Here is a 16,552-nt window from a genome sequence, read left to right as displayed (position 1 = left end):
GAGGCTAAGTACAGAATATATAACGGGAATTTAACGTGATAGATGCCGATGGCTTTCGCCCCAACGTGGGTATTATGCTCAGCAATGATCAGGGGCAGCTGCTCTGGGCCCGGCGTGTGGGTGGCCAGGATGCATGGCAGTTTCCTCAAGGGGGGATTAACCCTCACGAGACGCCCGAGCAGGCGCTCTATCGCGAGTTGGGTGAAGAGGTAGGCCTAACCGAGCAAGACGTCGAGATTTTAAGCTGTACCCGAGGCTGGTTAAGATACCGTTTGCCGCAACGCCTGATTCGCCAGCATTCACACCCTGTGTGCATTGGTCAGAAACAAAAGTGGTTTTTGCTGCGTCTTAAATCCGACGAAGCCAATGTCTGTCTGGAAAATGGTGGGCGCGCCGAGTTTGATGATTGGCGCTGGGTCAGTTATTGGTACCCGCTGGGGAAGGTGGTGGCGTTTAAACGTGACGTTTATCGCCGGGCTTTGAAAGAGCTGGCAGCAACTCATTGTCAGTTGGAGCGCACAGCCACGCGTTGATGGGCTGTGCGATAGGGATTGATTACGATTAATGGCCTCTATGCTTAATTCGCTGCGCAGTATTGTTCAGGAAGTTAATTCCGCCCGTGATCTGCACAAGGCGTTGGCCATTATTGTTACGCGGGTCAAACAAGCTATGCACACCCAGGTGTGCTCGGTTTACCTGCGTGATCCGGATGGCGACTATGTGTTGATGGCTACCGAGGGCCTGAAGCAGGAGGCCGTCGGTCAGGTTCGGCTCGGGCGTGGAGAGGGTCTAGTGGGGCGTGTGGTCTCACGGGAAGAGCCCGTCAACCTTGAGGACGCCGAATCCCACCCCTCTTATCAATATTTTCCCGAGACCGGAGAGGAGAGATATAGCTCTTTTCTCGGTGTGCCGATTATCCATCATCGTCAGGTGTTGGGCGTTTTGGTGGTGCAGCAGATAGAGCAACGACGCTTCGATGAGGGGGATGAGGCCTTTCTGGTTACCATGTCGGCCCAGCTGGCGGGGGTAATCGCACACGCCGAGGCGACCGGCACCATGGTGACCGTGGGCAATGCCGCCACCCAGGCGAAGTTTGTCGGGGTATCCGGCGCACCGGGTATCGCAATCGGGGAGGCGGTGGTGGTTGCGCCACTGGCCGATTTAAAATCCGTTCCCTACCGCCTGTGCGAAGATGTCGAGGCGGAGATCGAATTTTTTCAGAGCTGCCTGATGGCGGTGCGGGACGATATCAAAGGGCTTGGTCGTCAGCTTGAGGAGCGCCTCAACCGTGAAGAGCGCGCTTTGTTTGACGCCTACCTGGCAATGCTCGATGACGCTTCCCTGGGAGGGGAGGTCATCACCAAAATCCGTGAGGGTACGTGCGCGCCCTACGCCTGGAGCGAGGTGATACTCGAGCACGAGAACACCTTCGCGAGCATGAGTGATGCCTACCTGCGCGAGCGGGCCACCGACGTCCGCGATTTGGGGCGCCGGGTTCTGGCTTATTTACAAGAATCCAATCAGCAGTGCCAAGTCTATCCTGACCAAACCATCTTGATCGGCGATGACCTGACCGCCTCAATGTTGGGCGAGGTGCCAGAGCACAAGCTTGCGGGTTTGATTTCGGTGCAGGGTTCGAGCAACTCGCACGTGGCTATCTTGGCGCGCGCAATGGGTATCCCGACGGTAATGGGGGCAGTGGATTTGCCCTATACCCGAATGGATGGCCGTCCGGTGATTGTCGACGGTTACAAGGGCGCCGTTTACAGCGACCCGGGCGCTCAGCTGACCAAACACTATACCGCCATTGCCCGTGAAGAAGAGGAGCTGGTTAAAGGTCTCGAAGCGCTGAAAGATTTGCCTTGCGAGACCTTAGATAAATACCGCCTGCCTCTGTGGGTTAACACTGGCTTGATGACTGATGTGGTGCGCTCACTCGAGCGCGGCGCGGAAGGGGTTGGCCTGTACCGCACTGAAGTGCCTTTTCTGTTGCGCGACCGCTTCCCATCGGAGGAGGAGCAGCGCGTGATTTATCGCGAGCAGTTGGAAGCTTTTGCGCCGCATACGGTGACCATGCGCACTCTGGATATCGGCGGCGATAAGGCGCTGCCGTATTTCCCTATTGAAGAGGCCAATCCATTTTTGGGGTGGCGTGGTATTCGAGTAACCCTGGATCACCCGGAAATTTTTCTCGCGCAAATACGCGCCATGATAAAAGCCAGCAGTGGGCTGGATAACCTGCGTATTCTCTTGCCCATGATCAGCGGGGTGCAGGAGTTGGAAGAGGCCAAAACTCTTATTTATCGTGCTTATCACGAGCTTTTAGAAGAAGACTATGACGTTAAGCTGCCACCTATCGGCGTTATGATCGAAGTACCGGCTGCTGTTTACCAGGCCCGTGAATTGGCCGCGCGGGTGGATTTTTTATCCGTAGGCAGTAACGACCTGACTCAGTATTTGTTGGCGGTAGATCGTAACAATGCGCGGGTAGCGGACTTGTACCAAGCTTTTCACCCGGCGGTACTGCGAGCTCTGCTGCAGGTCGTTCAGGACGGTCACTCTCAGGGGGTGAGCGTGGGTATATGCGGCGAATTTGCGGGTGACCCGGGGGCGGCCATTATTCTGATGGCGATGGGCTACGATGTCTTGTCAATGAACGCCACTAACCTACCTAAGGTTAAATCGGTGATTCGCGCCGTCAACTTGGCGCAGGCTGAAACACTGCTGGACGATGTAATGCGCCTATCGGATGCCGCCGAAGTGCGAGCCAGAGTTGAGCAGACTCTGCAGGAGGCCGGAGTGACACGTGTAGTGCGGCCATTGTCCGAGGCTGAGTAGTCAGTCACGCGGTTTTACCTTGAACACGCCGGTGGTATGATTGCCCGCACTTTTTAACTGGCGCACGCTCTATGTTAACCCACCCAGATTTCGACCCCGTTGCTCTCTCACTAGGCCCGCTGCAAGTGCATTGGTACGGCATCATGTATCTGCTCGCCTTTGCCTCGGCTTGGTTGATTGCCATGCACAGAGCTAAGCGTGAGGACTCACCGGTCAGTCGCGCGCAAGTAGAGAACCTGATTACCTACGGGGCCTTTGGGGTGGTGCTTGGCGGGCGCCTGGGATACGTGGTGTTTTACAATTTTGAAGCCTGGATGCGCGACCCTTTACTGCTGTTTCGCATCTGGGAAGGCGGAATGTCTTTCCATGGCGGTTTAATTGGCGTTTTACTGGCGATGCTGTTCTACGCCCACCGCATTCATTTGCCCTATCTGCGCTTGACTGATTTTGTCGCCCCGGTGGTGCCATTAGGTTTAGCCTTTGGCCGCCTGGGTAATTTTATTGGCCAGGAGTTGTGGGGCCGTCCGACCGAGGGGCCGTGGGCAATGGTATTTCCCAAGGATCCGGAGCTATTGCCGCGCCACCCATCACAGTTGTATCAATTTGCCATGGAAGGGGTGTTGTTGTTTATTCTCCTTTACTGGTTTTCACGCAAACCGCGGCCTACGGGTGCCGTTAGTGGTGTGTTCTTAATTGGCTATGCCTGTTTCAGAATTATTGCAGAGTTTGCGCGCGAGCCCGACCAGCATATTCAGTTTGACTTATATGGTTGGGTGACCCGAGGTCAATTGTTGTCATTGCCAATGTTGGCGTTGGGCATGGCGTTGCTGGTATATGCTTACGCGCTGCCGAAACTTGCCGGGCAAAGTAGCGTGGCGGAGCAGAAAAAGTCATGAAGCAGTATTTAGAATTAATGCGCGATGTGGTGGACAACGGCACCGACCGCGGCGATCGCACTGGCACTGGCACCCGTTCGGTGTTCGGGCGTCAGCTCAGGTTTGACTTGCAGCAAGGTTTTCCGTTGGTTACCACCAAAAAGGTGCACCTAAAAAGTGTCATCGTGGAATTGCTGTGGTTTTTGCAGGGGCGTACTGATGTGCAGTGGTTGCAAGAGCGTGGCTGCCGCATCTGGAATGAGTGGGCTACTGAAGAGGGTGAGCTGGGGCCTGTGTATGGCAAGCAGTGGCGCAGCTGGGCCTGCCCCGACGGCTCTACCATCGATCAAATTAGTCAGGTAATTGAACAGATCAAAACCAAGCCCAGTTCGCGACGATTGATTGTCAGTGCCTGGAACCCTGCAGACTTGCCGGATGAATCGGTCAGCCCGCAAGAGAACGTGAAGGCTGGGCGTATGGCTTTGGCGGCCTGCCACACCTTATTTCAATTTTACGTGGCGGACGGCAAGCTTTCTTGCCAGTTGTATCAACGCAGTGCGGATTTATTTTTAGGCGTACCTTTTAATATCGCCAGTTATGCACTGCTTACGCATATGATTGCACAGCAGTGCGGTCTTGAGGTGGGCGACTTTGTCCACACCTTTGGCGACTGCCATCTGTATCACGATCACCTGACAGACGACATCGTCTATGAGCAACTGTCGCGTGAGCCTAAGTCGCTGCCGAGGTTGCGTATCGCTCGCCAGCCGGAGTCGATTTTTGATTATCAGCTCGATGACTTCCATTTCGATGGCTATGAGCCGTACCCTCGAATTGCTGCGCCTATTTCTGTTTAGCATAGGGTTGATGAGTTTGGGGCGGGGGTGATGTGAATATGCCAGTCAAGGTTTCTATGATCGTCGCCTGCGGGCGCGCAAATGCCATCGGTAAGGGCAATGCTATGCCGTGGCATCTGCCCGCTGATTTACAATACTTTAAATGCGTCACCCTGGGTAAGCCCATTATCATGGGGCGCAAGACTTACCAGTCCATCGGCCGGCCATTACCGGGTCGGCTGAATATTGTGGTAAGTCAAAGCGGTCAGTGGTGCCCTCCTGAAGGTGTAGTCCTGGCAGGTTCTGTGGCGAAAGCTGTGGAGTTTGCGCGCGAGCAAGATCCTGAAGAAATTATGATTACCGGCGGCGAGCAAATCTATCGCGCGGCGCTGGATATGGCCGATAGAATTTATAAAACAGAAATAGATGTCGAGGTTGACGGTGCCGACGCGCACTTCCCCGACTTGTCGGCTAAGCAATGGCGGGAGATATCCCGGCAGCCGGGTGAGGCGGATGCTCCGCTGTCTCATCGGTTTTTGATACTGGAGCGTGTTGCTGAAGCCGAATCTTAATAATCTTATTGTATAAGTTTGGTGTAGGTTAGCGCTTGATGCAGGTTGAAAAATAACCAGGTGTTACCGGTTCTAATGGTTTTCACGGCTAAGTGTTACCCATTTGCTACCCAAATACACAGGCATTCAGGCATTTGGATAAAGCATTGAATGTAGAGGAACCCTCTTATTACAATGCTGCGTTCTTGGCTGCCTCGCAAGAGGTTCAGTGGATATGCGTCTGTGGCAGCAGTCTGTCGCACAAATCTGATTGAAAGCACCCGAGTTGGGGGAAATATGAAAAAGCAGCGAATGAAAGCCGTGGCTCTGTCCACAGTGCTTTCTGCCGGAGCGCTCATGGGCAGCGCGGTGATGGCAGATGAAACCCTGGATCAAATTCTCCAGGTAAGCCAGGCCAAAACTACCTTGGCTCAGGATTCCCAAAAACGTATCGATCGCTTGGCACAGGAGACCGATGATCTTCTGGCTCAGTTCAAGCAGGTCAACAAGCAGATCGAAGATATCCGCCTGTATAACAGCCAGCTGGAAAAGCAAATTGCCAATCAGCTCGCTGTGATCAAGGACTTGGATGAGTCAATTGAAAACGTTACTGTCATTGAGCGTCGTATCCAGCCTCTGGTGCTGCGTATGCTGGACGCCCTGGAGCAGTTCGTAGAGCTGGACAAGCCTTTCAAGCTGGAAGAGCGCCTGGACCGTATCGCTATGCTGCGTAATAACCAGGAACGCGCCGATATCTCAGTAGCTGAGAAATTCCGTCAAGTTCTGGAAGCCTACAAAATTGAGAGCGAATACGGCCGCTTTATTGAAGCCTATCGCGACACTCTGAACATCGGCGGTCAGGATCGTGAAGTTAACATCCTCCGCGTAGGTCGCGTTTCTCTGATGTATCAGACTACCGATACCGAACAGTCAGGTGCTTGGGACTCTGCCCAGGGTGCCTGGGTTGAGCTGGATGATTCCTACCGCAACCAGATCCTGAAAGGCCTGCGCATCGCGCGTAACCAAGCCGCTAAAGACATTATGTTTGTACCTGTCCAAGCACCGGAGGCAGCGCAATGAAAATGAAGTTTGCCAAAAGCTGCCTGGTAGCCCTAGCTGCCGGCCTGTTGAACACAAGTGTAGCCGTGGCCCAGGAAGACAAGGCTGCCAGCCTTGACGAACTGTTGAACATGGTTAAAGAGTCACGCATTCAGGAGTCTGCCGAGCACAAGCAGCGCGAGCAGCAATTCCAGCGTGAGAAAAATAACCAAGCCTCTCTGCTGAAACAGGCTCAGGACACCCTGGCCTCTGAAGAGGCTCGTTCTGAGCGCCTCGAGCAGACCTACGCCGACCAAGAGTTGGAAGTAGAAGCCAAGCGCAAGCAGTTTAACGAGCGCCTGGGTTCTCTGCGCGAGCTGTTTGGTCACCTGACCTCTACCGCTGGCGATTTGCGCGCCACTCTGAGCACTTCTTTGATTTCTGCTCAGTACCCCAATCGCGGTGAGTTCCTGACCGGTCTGATCGACAAAATGAACAGCAACACTCGTCTGCCTTCTATCGAAGAGATTGAGCGTCTGTGGTATGAGCAACAGCGTCAAATGGTTGAGAGCGGTAAAGTTGTTAAGTTCAACGGCACTGTGATCAAAGCCAACGGCGATCGTGTTGAGCAAGAAGTGGTTCGTATCGGTTCTTATAACCTGGTTTCTGAAGGTAAGTACCTGAACTACATCCCAGACGGTTACAAAATGGAAGAGCTGGTACGTCAGCCAGACGCTTTCCTGAGCTCGGCCCAAGAGCTGCAAAACGCCACGGGTGGCCTGGTTGGTGTGGGTATTGACCCAACTGGTCCTACCGGCGGCTCTCTGCTGACCGCTCTGATCGACAGCCCCACCTGGGGTGAGCGCTGGCACCAAGGCGGCGGTGTGGGTTATGCCATTACCATCGTCGGTATCATCGGCCTGATCATCGGTTTGTGGCGCATCATTTACCTGACCATTGTAAATGCCAAGGTGAGCAGCCAGCTGAAGTCTAAGAAAGCCAACACCAACAACCCACTGGGGCGCGTGTTGAAAGTGGCCGAAGACAATCCACACGTCGATGGCGAAACTCTGGAGCTGAAGCTTGAAGAAGCTGTGCTGAAAGAGCGCCCCGCAATTGAAAGCGGTCTGTCGATTCTGAAGATTATCGCTGCGGTTGCACCGCTGATGGGTCTGTTGGGTACCGTTGTAGGTATGATTCTGACCTTCCAGGCGATTACCATCTTCGGCGCCGGCGATCCTAAGAACATGGCGAGCGGTATCTCATCTGCCTTGATTACCACCGTACTGGGTCTGGTTGTAGCCATTCCAACTGTACTGCTGCACACCATTGTTAATGGCCGTGCCAAGCGCGTAATCCACGTTCTTGAAGAACAGTCGGCGGGCATTATTGCCGAGAACGCCGAGCGTAAGTAGGAGATAAAGCATGCTGGCATTAATGGAAGCAATCGCAGCCATTAAAGCCTTTTTGGATCAGGGCGGTACCGTACTGTTATGGATCGCCGCCCTAACCTTTGTCATGTGGACCCTGATTTTCGAGCGGGTGTGGTATTTCAAAGGCGGTCTGAAAGGTGATGTACAAGAGGCCTTGGACGCTTGGGAGGCGCGCCCGGAGCGCAAATCCTGGAATGCCCATCAGGTTCGTTATGCACTGATTTCTCGTGTCGGGCAGAAGATAAATGCCAATATGGACATGATCGCCACTATGGTGAGCTTGTGTCCTCTGCTCGGCCTGCTGGGTACGGTTACCGGTATGATTGAAGTGTTTAACGTTCTCGCTATGACCGGTGGCGGTGATGCCAAGCAAATGGCTGGCGGTGTGTCAAAAGCAACTATCCCGACAATGGCGGGTATGGTGGCAGCACTGTCTGGCGTATTTGCCAATACGTATCTAACCCGTACGGCCGAGCGTGAGAATCAGCTGTTTGCCGACCATTTGACAATGGATCATTAAGGCTGGCACGTCGTTTAACCCAGTGATAAGAGATATGCCATGAGCAGTAGAAACCAATCTGAAGATGATCAGACCGGGGCAATCGACTTGACCCCCATGCTCGATGTGGTGTTCATCATGTTGATCTTCTTCATTGTGACTGCCACGTTCATTAAAGAGACCGGGGTAGAAGTGACTCGGCCGGAAGCAACCACTGCTGACGAAAAGAAAAACGCCAGTATTTTGATTGCGATCACCGACTCCGATGAAATCTGGATCGATAAAAACCAGGTGGATCCCCGTGGGGTGCGGGCGCAAATTGAGCGTCTGCTTGCTGAAAATCCAAACGGCAGTGTTGTTATTCAAGCGGACTCCGAAGCCAGTGTGAAACTGCTGGCTGAGGTGGCCGATACCGCTCGACAGTTGAGTGTGAGTAACGTTGCTGTTTCAACACTGAAGAACTAAGCCGCTATGAAACTTGCAAGAGTATTAATTGCTGTCGTGCTGGCGGTGGTTATCACGTTCGGGCTGCTGTATTTAATGCAGTTCTTGATCAACTCCGATCTCGAGGCTGACGATCAGCCAGAGACTACCCGCATTGAAGACATTCATATGCCGGAAATGGAGATTGAAACCCGCTACGAAACAGCGAAACCCGATAAGCCGGAAACACCACAAGAGCCACCACCGGATATTCCGGAGCCTGATTTTGATGCGCCGGATGTAAACCCGGAAGGCATGAATATGCAGGCACCAAACCTGGGTTCTGATATTCAAATCAGTACTTCTGGGTTGGGTGGTGACGGTGAGTATCTGCCCATTGTGAAAGTGGCACCGCAATATCCTCGTCGTGCGGCTCAGCGCGGCATTGAGGGCTTTGTGACCGTGGAGTTTACGGTAACCACCACAGGTGCAACCCGCGACGTAGTTGTGATCGAGGCGATTACCAAAGATGGCGACGAGACCTCCATCTTTAACCGCGCTGCGATTCGAGCTGCGGAGAAGTTTAAGTACAAGCCGCGCGTAGTAGACGGAAACCCAATTGAGGTGCCCGGCGTGCGCAACCGCTTTGTATTTGAGCTGGCACAGGAATAGGTGATGAAAATGAAGACGTTAAAATCAGTAATTTCAGCCACCTTGCAAAAGTCTGTAGGGGTTGCGGTGCTCGCTGCCGCCCCCGTTCTGACCATGGTGTCGGTAGACGCCATGGCAGTTGATGGCATTGCCCCGGCGAACGCCCAGTATCTGAAGCCTGCCGAGCAGCGCCCAGATCCGCGTCGTCTGCCGGGCCTGCCGCAGGACTTTATCGAAGACTATTCTGAAATCACCTCCACCATGGAGCCTTCTGAAGAGCAAATAGCCGAAGGGGCGAAAGCCGATCCGGCCAAGGCTTTCCAGATGGCGAAAGAGATGGAGCGTGAAGCCGGTGAGTTGAACCCTTACGCTAAAGCTATGCTTTATCAGGTATTGGGTCAGCTTTACTACGAGCGCGAGGATATGCCCAACACCATTAAGTACTTTGAGATGGTTGTGGCGCAGAGTCCAAATTTGCCCGTGGGTACAGAAGCTCAGTTCTACTATTTCTTGGGGCAGTTGTACGCCCAGGAAGAAAATGAGACGAAAGCTGTTGAGTATCTGGAGCGCTGGTCGAAGATGGTGACCATGATCTCCGCGACTCAATATTCAACTCTGGCGCAGATATACTACGGCGCGGAACAGCATGAAAAGGCGCTGGCCAACATGCTGCATGCGATTGAATTGTACGAGGCAGAAGGCAAGATTCCACGCGAAGAGTGGCTCAGCTTTTTGCGCGCTCTGTACTTCTTTAAGGAAGACTACAATTCTACCTTGGCTGTAGTGCAGGAGTTGGTTCGTCTATATCCTAAAATGAACTATTGGTCACAGATGGCTAGCTTGTACTACGAGCTGGGTCAGCTTGATAACTACTATCGCACCATGGACTCCATGTATGTGATGGGTGGCCTGAAAAAAGAAAATGAGCTGAAGAGCCTGGCCGGGCACTTTATTGAAAACGATGCTCCTTACAAAGCAGCGAAGTTGCTCGATAAAGGTATCAACGCGGATAAAATTGTCGAGCCTACGGCGACTAACCTGGAGTTGCTTGCCAACTCTTGGCGCCTGTCGCAAGAGACCGACAAAGCTCTGGTGGAAATGAAGCGCGCTGCGGCTAAGGCTGAAGATGGCGATCTTTATTTCAACCTGTCGCGTCTGTTGTTTGCTCGCGATGAGTTTGAAGCTTCGGTGTCTGCCGCGCGTAACGCTCTGCAAAAAGGTGGCTTGAGTCGTCCAGACTCGGTTCACCTGACCATTGGTCAAGCGGAGTTGGCACGGGGTAATTTCGATGAGGCCATCGAAGCCTTTAAGAAAGCCTCTCGCGACAAGCGCAGCCAGAAGTTTGCCAGTCAGTGGATTTCTTACACTGAAGGCGAGAAGAAGCGTCAGGAAGCTCTGAAAAGCGACGGTTAATGCTTTTTAGGTTATCCGTACAAAGCCGGCTCGGTTAGTCCCAGCCGGCTTTTTTGTGCCCGCAACACTAAGGGCGTTAGTAACTTAAAACAGTAATAAAAAAATACCCGCCTGAGCGGGTATTTTTATGAGGCTAAGTTGCAGTGCCAAGCTTAATCGAGTTGGCTGAGATCTCTCACCGCACCTTTGTCGGCACTAGTGGCGAGCTTAGCGTAGGCCTTTAGTGAAGCGCTGACTTTGCGAGGGCGATCCTCCAGAGGCTTCCAAGGATTGTCCCGGGCTTCCATTTGCTCGCGGCGATCGTGCAGCTCGCGCATAGTGAGCTTTACATCAATTGTGCGCTTGGGTATATCGATCCGAATGATGTCACCAGTCTCAATTAAGCCAATGGCTCCGCCGGCTGCGGCTTCCGGAGAGCAGTGGCCGATAGATAGACCTGAGGTGCCGCCAGAAAAGCGACCGTCTGTCAGCAGCGCGCACTGCTTACCCATGCCCTTAGATTTTAAATAGCTCGTGGGGTAGAGCATCTCTTGCATGCCGGGGCCGCCACGGGGGCCCTCGTAGCGAATGATCACCACATCGCCCGGTTTGACCTTGCCTTCGAGAATGTTTTCTACAGCTTTCTCCTGGCTCTCGACGACGTGTGCCGGACCCTCGAACACTAAAATCGAGTCATCTACGCCTGCGGTTTTGACGACACAACCGTCCTCGGCGATATTGCCGTACAGTACGGCCAGGCCACCTTCTAAAGAGAAGGCATTCTCCAGGTTGCGGATGCAGCCGTCTTTACGGTCGCCGTCCAGGCTGGGCCAGCGGGCGCTCTGGCTAAAAGCCACTTGCGTAGGTATGCCACCGGGGCCCGCTTTGTAAAATTCTACGACCTCTGGCGAGGGGTCCCGCATAATGTCCCACTCGTCCAAGGCATCCTTCAGAGTATCGCCGTAAACCGTCGGTACGCTGGTATCAATGACGCCTGCGCGATCAAGTTCACCCAGAATACCCATAATGCCACCGGCACGATGAACATCTTCGATGTGATATTTCTGAGTATTGGGGGCAACTTTACACAGTTGGGGGACTTCGCGGGAAATTCGGTCGATATCCGACATGCCAAAATCCAGCTCAGCCTCCTGGGCCGCCGCCAGCAAGTGCAAAATGGTGTTGGTAGAGCCACCCATAGCAATGTCCAGCGCCATGGCGTTACTGAAAGCGGCGCGATTGCCGATTGCGCGAGGCAGTAAATGCTCTTCGTCGCCTTCGTAATAGCGTTTTGCCAGTTCGACGATTTTGTGCCCCGCGCGCTTAAACAGCTTCTCGCGATCGGCGTGGGTGGCGACAATAGTGCCATTGCCTGGCAGGGACAGTCCCAGGGCTTCGGTCAGGCAGTTCATGGAGTTGGCGGTAAACATGCCCGAGCAGCTGCCACAGGTTGGGCAGGCGCTGCGCTCAACCTCGGTTAGGGTCTCGTCGTCAACATTGTCATCGGCTGCCATGACCATGGCGTCGATCAAATCCAGACCGTGATCGAGCAGCTTGGTTTTGCCGGCTTCCATGGGGCCGCCAGAGACAAATATAACTGGCACATTGAGGCGCATGGCCGCCATCAGCATTCCCGGGGTAATCTTGTCGCAGTTAGAAATACACACCAGCGCATCGGCACAGTGCGCGTTAACCATATATTCCACCGAGTCGGCGATAATATCGCGCGAGGGCAGTGAATAGAGCATGCCGTCGTGCCCCATGGCGATACCGTCATCCACCGCAATGGTGTTGAACTCCTTGGCGACCCCGCCAGCTTTTTCGACTTCGCGGGCAACCAGTTGCCCCATATCTTTTAAGTGAACATGGCCGGGAACAAACTGGGTAAAGGAGTTGGCGATGGCGATAATCGGCTTTTGAAAGTCGTCGTCTTTCATGCCGGTGGCGCGCCAAAGGGCGCGAGCGCCAGCCATATTGCGGCCGGCGGTAGTGGTTCTGGAGCGATAGGTCGGCATAATCTTACCTACTTAAGTAGAAACAGGTCAGAGAAAAGCCGCATAGGATACCAGAATGTTAGCGGATGCGGGTCTGATCTCGGCAGGCTGACCTCGGAGGCCGCCCCGGGCAATAAGCTAACCAATTTCTTTAAAAAATACCTTCGAGCCACGCTGGTAGTTGTAAAACGTCTGGCGCTCTTGAGGTAGTTGATCGATCTTTCCCTGCACGAAGCCGTGTTCCAAAAACCAGTGCGCGGTTTGGGTGGTGAGCACAAACAGTGTGTGAGTGCCGCGGCGACGCGCTTGCTGCTCGAGTTGTTCTAAGAGTTGGCTGGCGCGCCCGCCTTTGCGGTAGTCCGGGTGAGTGGCAACGCAGGCGAGCTCGGCGACCTCGCCGTAAGGGTATAGGGCTGCGCAGGCGATAACCGTACCGTCTTTCTCCATCACGTTGAATTTATCGATCTCGGTTTCTAAAAGCTCGCGCGAGCGCCTGACCAAAATGCCCTGTTCTTCTAAAGGCGCAATCAGCTCGAGAATGCCGCCCACATCGTCGATAGTGGCGGTGCGCAACTGCTCGTATTGCCCCGAGTAAATCATGGTGCCTTGGCCGTCACGGGTAAACAGCTCGCCCAGCAGTGCGCCGTCGGCAGTGTAGTTAACCAGCTGGGCCCGCTGGACGCCCTGCAGGCAGCTGAGGTAGGCGCTTTCCAGCGCCTGGCGGATCATATCGCTGAGCTCGCCCGCGTGGGCGGCCAGATAGTCTTTGCACTGGCCGAGGGGAAGCTGGCGCACCAGCGCACCTTCAGCGTCGTAGACGCCGTCACCATCGCAAAAAGCGAGCAGCTTGTCCGCTTTCAGTGCGCTCGCCACCTGGGTGGCTACATCACTGTAACTGAGGTTAAACACCTCTCCGGTGGCCGAGTAACCCAGCGGCGATAGCAGTGCAATGGCACCCGCATCTAGCGACCGGGTCAGCTGCGCGACGTTGACCCGTCTTACCTTGCCCGTATGTTGTAAGTCGACGCCATCCAAGACGCCAAGCGGCATGGCAGAGACGAAGTTGCCACTGACCACCTCGATGCGCGAGCCGTGCATGGGCGAGTTGGGCAGTCCGGTGGAAAGAGCCGCTTCCATCGTAATACGAGCACCGCCAATGGCTTGAAGGACCGCGCTCAGGCTGTCGGCGTCGGTAATGCGCAGGTGTTTGTGAAAATCACTGCTGCGATCTTCTGTGGCCAGGCGCGCATCGATCTGCGGCCGTGCACCGTGAATCAGCACCAGCCGTACTCCCAGGCTCGAAAGCAGCGCCAGATCGTGAATGATGTTGCTGAAATTGGCGTGGTTTAGCGCCTCTCCCGGCAGCATGACCACGAAGGTCCTCCCCCGGTGGGCATTGATATAGGGAGAGGAGTGGCGAAACCACTTCACGTAATCTTTTTGCTGTTGTTCGCTCATGCGTGGCTAGTCTCGGTCATGCAAAAGTGTTCAATCATCTGGCGAATGGTGTCTACCGCCGGCTCGATCTGGCTCAGCTCAATATATTCGTTGCTCTGATGAGCCTGGTCAATGGAGCCCGGCCCCATAACCACGGTTTGCAAACCCATATCGCGAAAAAACGGCGCCTCGGTGGCAAAGGCAACGCTGGTAGCGCTCTGGCCTGTAAGGCGTTCACAGGTGCGGATCAGCTCAGAGTGCTCGTCTTGATAGAACGGGTCTACCCCTTCAAACAAAGTGGAGAACACAATATCCAGCTTGCGCCTCTCGGCAATAGGGGTGAGGCGCTGCGTAATTCCCTGGCGTAGTTCATCGTTATGCATGCCGGGAATGGAGCGCAAATCAAAGTGCAGTTCACATTCGCCGCAGATTCTGTTGGCGCCGTCGCCGCCGTGAATACAACCGAGGTTTAGGGTGGGTAAATCGACGGCAAAGCCAGGATTGCGGTAGCGTTGCTGCAGTTCCTCGCGGTATTGCAGAAGCTCGCCGATGACCTCGTGCATGGCTTCAAGGGCGCTGTTGCCCAGCGCCGGGTTGGACGAGTGACCGGCGGCGCCTTTGACGCGCACCGTTTCCATTAAAATTCCTTTGTGCATGTGGATCGGGCGCATCCCGGTGGGTTCACCCACCACCGCATAGCGGGCACATAGGCCGCCGCTATCGACCAACGCTCGCGCGCCGCTCATGCTACTTTCTTCATCGGCAGTGGCAAGAACCATCACTGGCTGCGTCAGTTTGCTGGCGTCCAGGTCTTTTACCGCCTCAAGTACCGCCGGGAAAAAGCCCTTCATATCGGTGGCGCCGAGGCCGTAAAGCCGGTTGTCTTTTTCAGTTAACTGCAAAGGATCGCTCTGCCAGAGGTGCTCGTCGAAAGGCACGGTATCGCTGTGACCGGCAAACACCAATCCGCCGTCGCCTGTGCCTAAGGTGGCCAGTAAATTAAATTTACCCGGATGGTTCGCTACAGGCAGAATCTGGCTGGTAAAGCCATAAGCCTCTAGCCAGTTGGCTAAATGCTCGATCACGCGCTGGTTACTCATATCCCATGAGGGTACGGCACAGCTAACCGATGGTTCAGCGACTAGTTGGGTAAGAAAATCTTTATAGCGGTTCAGGTCGAGTGACATTTGGCGTCTCCGGCTCGGGAAGCGCCAGTGTAATACAGTGGTGACGGGGCACAAGAGGCCGCGCTTTTGCGATAGCAAAAGCGCGGCTGAGGACTAACCGAAAATGCCTTTGAAGAAAAAGAAAAACAAAATGGCAAGGCCGGCGCCGGCGGGAAGGGTGACTACCCAGGACATGAAGATTGAGCCCACTACGCCTAGGTTCAGGGCGCCAATACCGCGGGCCAAGCCTACGCCCAATACAGCCCCTACGAGCGTGTGGGTAGTTGAAATTGGCAGGCCGGTGCCCGAGGCCAGCACCACGGTGGCGGCGGCGGCAAGCTCGGCGGCAAAACCGCGGCTGGGCGTGAGTTCAGTGATCTTTTTACCAATGGTAGCCATTACTTTAAAGCCATAGGTGGCAAGACCAATCACAATCCCCACGCCGCCAATCAGTAGCACCCAGCTGGGCATAACCGATTGCGCTGCGACACCGCCGGTGTTGATGACGTTAATAACCGCGGCCATAGGGCCGACAGCGTTGGCAACATCGTTAGAGCCGTGAGCAAAAGCCATGGCGCAGGCGGTGAACACCATTAAGATGGCAAACAGTCTTTCTACGTTGGCAAAGCGATTGCCGCTGGCTGGTGTCTCTTCGGGCTGAATACGGCGCAGTAAAAAAATACCAATAACGCAGACGATACCGCCAATCACCGCTGCAATCAGGGTGCTCTCTAGAAAGTTAAGAGAGAATCCCGTGTCTTTAAAGACATGCTTGAGGCCTTTTAGGAGGGTCACCATGGCAATCAAAAAACCCACCGCAAACATATAAAAAGGAATGTAGCGGCGGGCATTGGCGAAAGGATCCTCGGTATTGAGAATCAGTCTTTGCACCGAGCGGAAGATGAAGAAGGCGATGGTACCAGCGAGCATAGGAGAGACTACCCAGCTGGCGACAATGGACATAACCTTGCCCCATGCGACCGCATCGGTGGATATACCCACCGCAGCAAAGCCCACAATTGCACCGACAATAGAGTGAGTAGTCGATACCGGCCAACCCACAATGCTGGCAATCAACAACCAAGTGCCCGCAGCCAGAAGTGCCGAGAGCATCCCGTACACCAATAGCTCGGGCGAGCCGGCCATAATGGCCGGGTCGACAATCCCTTTGCGGATGGTGGATGTCACCGCGCCGCCGGCCAGGTAGGCCCCTAGAAACTCGAAAATCATGGCGATGACAATCGCCTGTTTAATCGTCAGTGCTTTGGAGCCCACCGATGTGCCCATGGCGTTGGCGACGTCATTGGCACCTACCCCCCAAGCCATAAACAGGCCAAAAACGCAGGCAAGTATCAGTAAAATCTGGCCGTATTCAGCGATCACGGTCATGGAAATTCCCCAGTGTCTCTGTAGTTTTTA

General features: G+C 54.4%; 15 protein-coding genes. 11 read left to right on the top strand and 4 right to left on the bottom strand.

The window, feature by feature from the left end:
- The first annotated feature begins 35 nt into the window (after positions 1-35).
- From NHM04_RS07865 to NHM04_RS07815, 11 genes are all read left to right on the top strand, one after another.
- On the top strand, positions 36-533 hold the full coding sequence (locus NHM04_RS07865) for an RNA pyrophosphohydrolase (RefSeq protein ID WP_254266430.1): 498 nt from the start codon (positions 36-38) through the stop codon (positions 531-533).
- A gap of 40 nt (positions 534-573) precedes the next feature.
- Positions 574-2,838 carry a phosphoenolpyruvate--protein phosphotransferase gene (gene ptsP, locus NHM04_RS07860; protein WP_254266611.1) on the top strand — a complete coding sequence of 755 codons (2,265 nt, stop codon included), beginning with the start codon at positions 574-576 and terminating at the stop codon, positions 2,836-2,838.
- A 71-nt stretch (positions 2,839-2,909) separates the two neighbouring features.
- Entirely contained in the window at positions 2,910-3,734 is an 825-nt protein-coding gene (gene lgt, locus NHM04_RS07855; RefSeq protein WP_254266429.1) for a prolipoprotein diacylglyceryl transferase, read from the top strand.
- Entirely contained in the window at positions 3,731-4,570 is an 840-nt protein-coding gene (locus tag NHM04_RS07850; protein WP_254266428.1) for a thymidylate synthase, read from the top strand. The genes lgt and NHM04_RS07850 overlap by 4 nt, the downstream gene beginning before the upstream one ends.
- A 38-nt stretch (positions 4,571-4,608) precedes the next feature.
- Complete coding sequence (locus tag NHM04_RS07845; protein ID WP_254266427.1) at positions 4,609-5,121, top strand: dihydrofolate reductase; 513 nt, start codon at positions 4,609-4,611, stop codon at positions 5,119-5,121.
- Positions 5,122-5,397: 276 nt separating this feature from the next.
- Complete coding sequence (locus NHM04_RS07840) at positions 5,398-6,180, top strand: DUF3450 domain-containing protein (protein WP_254266426.1); 783 nt, start codon at positions 5,398-5,400, stop codon at positions 6,178-6,180.
- The gene (locus tag NHM04_RS07835; protein WP_254266425.1) at positions 6,177-7,553 is read left to right on the top strand and encodes a MotA/TolQ/ExbB proton channel family protein; all 1,377 of its coding nucleotides are present in this window, start codon (positions 6,177-6,179) and stop codon (positions 7,551-7,553) included. The genes NHM04_RS07840 and NHM04_RS07835 overlap by 4 nt, the downstream gene beginning before the upstream one ends.
- 10 nt (positions 7,554-7,563) lie before the next feature.
- Positions 7,564-8,091, top strand: a complete 528-nt coding sequence (locus tag NHM04_RS07830; RefSeq protein ID WP_253968999.1) for a MotA/TolQ/ExbB proton channel family protein — start codon at positions 7,564-7,566, stop codon at positions 8,089-8,091.
- Between the two features lie 39 nt (positions 8,092-8,130).
- Positions 8,131-8,535 carry a biopolymer transporter ExbD gene (locus NHM04_RS07825; RefSeq protein WP_254266424.1) on the top strand — a complete coding sequence of 135 codons (405 nt, stop codon included), beginning with the start codon at positions 8,131-8,133 and terminating at the stop codon, positions 8,533-8,535.
- 6 nt (positions 8,536-8,541) lie between these two features.
- The gene (locus NHM04_RS07820) at positions 8,542-9,165 is read left to right on the top strand and encodes an energy transducer TonB (RefSeq protein WP_254266423.1); all 624 of its coding nucleotides are present in this window, start codon (positions 8,542-8,544) and stop codon (positions 9,163-9,165) included.
- Between the two features lie 9 nt (positions 9,166-9,174).
- On the top strand, positions 9,175-10,557 hold the full coding sequence (locus tag NHM04_RS07815) for a lipopolysaccharide assembly protein LapB (RefSeq protein WP_254266422.1): 1,383 nt from the start codon (positions 9,175-9,177) through the stop codon (positions 10,555-10,557).
- Between the two features lie 152 nt (positions 10,558-10,709).
- Here NHM04_RS07815 and ilvD read toward each other — a convergent pair whose 3' ends face one another.
- From ilvD to NHM04_RS07795, 4 genes are all read right to left on the bottom strand, one after another.
- Positions 10,710-12,551, bottom strand: a complete 1,842-nt coding sequence (gene ilvD, locus NHM04_RS07810) for a dihydroxy-acid dehydratase (protein WP_254266421.1) — start codon at positions 12,549-12,551, stop codon at positions 10,710-10,712.
- A gap of 117 nt (positions 12,552-12,668) precedes the next feature.
- Positions 12,669-13,988: an amino-acid N-acetyltransferase gene (argA, locus tag NHM04_RS07805; RefSeq protein ID WP_254266420.1), complete on the bottom strand. Its 1,320-nt coding sequence runs from the start codon at positions 13,986-13,988 to the stop codon at positions 12,669-12,671.
- Positions 13,985-15,154, bottom strand: coding sequence for an acetylornithine deacetylase (gene argE / locus NHM04_RS07800; RefSeq protein ID WP_254266419.1), 1,170 nt, complete (start codon positions 15,152-15,154; stop codon positions 13,985-13,987). Before argE ends, argA begins: the two co-directional genes overlap by 4 nt.
- A 93-nt stretch (positions 15,155-15,247) precedes the next feature.
- Complete coding sequence (locus NHM04_RS07795) at positions 15,248-16,522, bottom strand: inorganic phosphate transporter (RefSeq protein WP_254266418.1); 1,275 nt, start codon at positions 16,520-16,522, stop codon at positions 15,248-15,250.
- Positions 16,523-16,552 lie beyond the last annotated feature (30 nt).

The sequence above is a fragment of the Gilvimarinus sp. DA14 genome (genome assembly GCF_024204685.1).
In the GTDB taxonomy this organism is placed as follows: domain Bacteria; phylum Pseudomonadota; class Gammaproteobacteria; order Pseudomonadales; family Cellvibrionaceae; genus Gilvimarinus.
The sequence above is the reverse complement of the archived record's forward strand: the minus strand, read 5'-3'. Positions and strand labels throughout refer to the sequence as shown.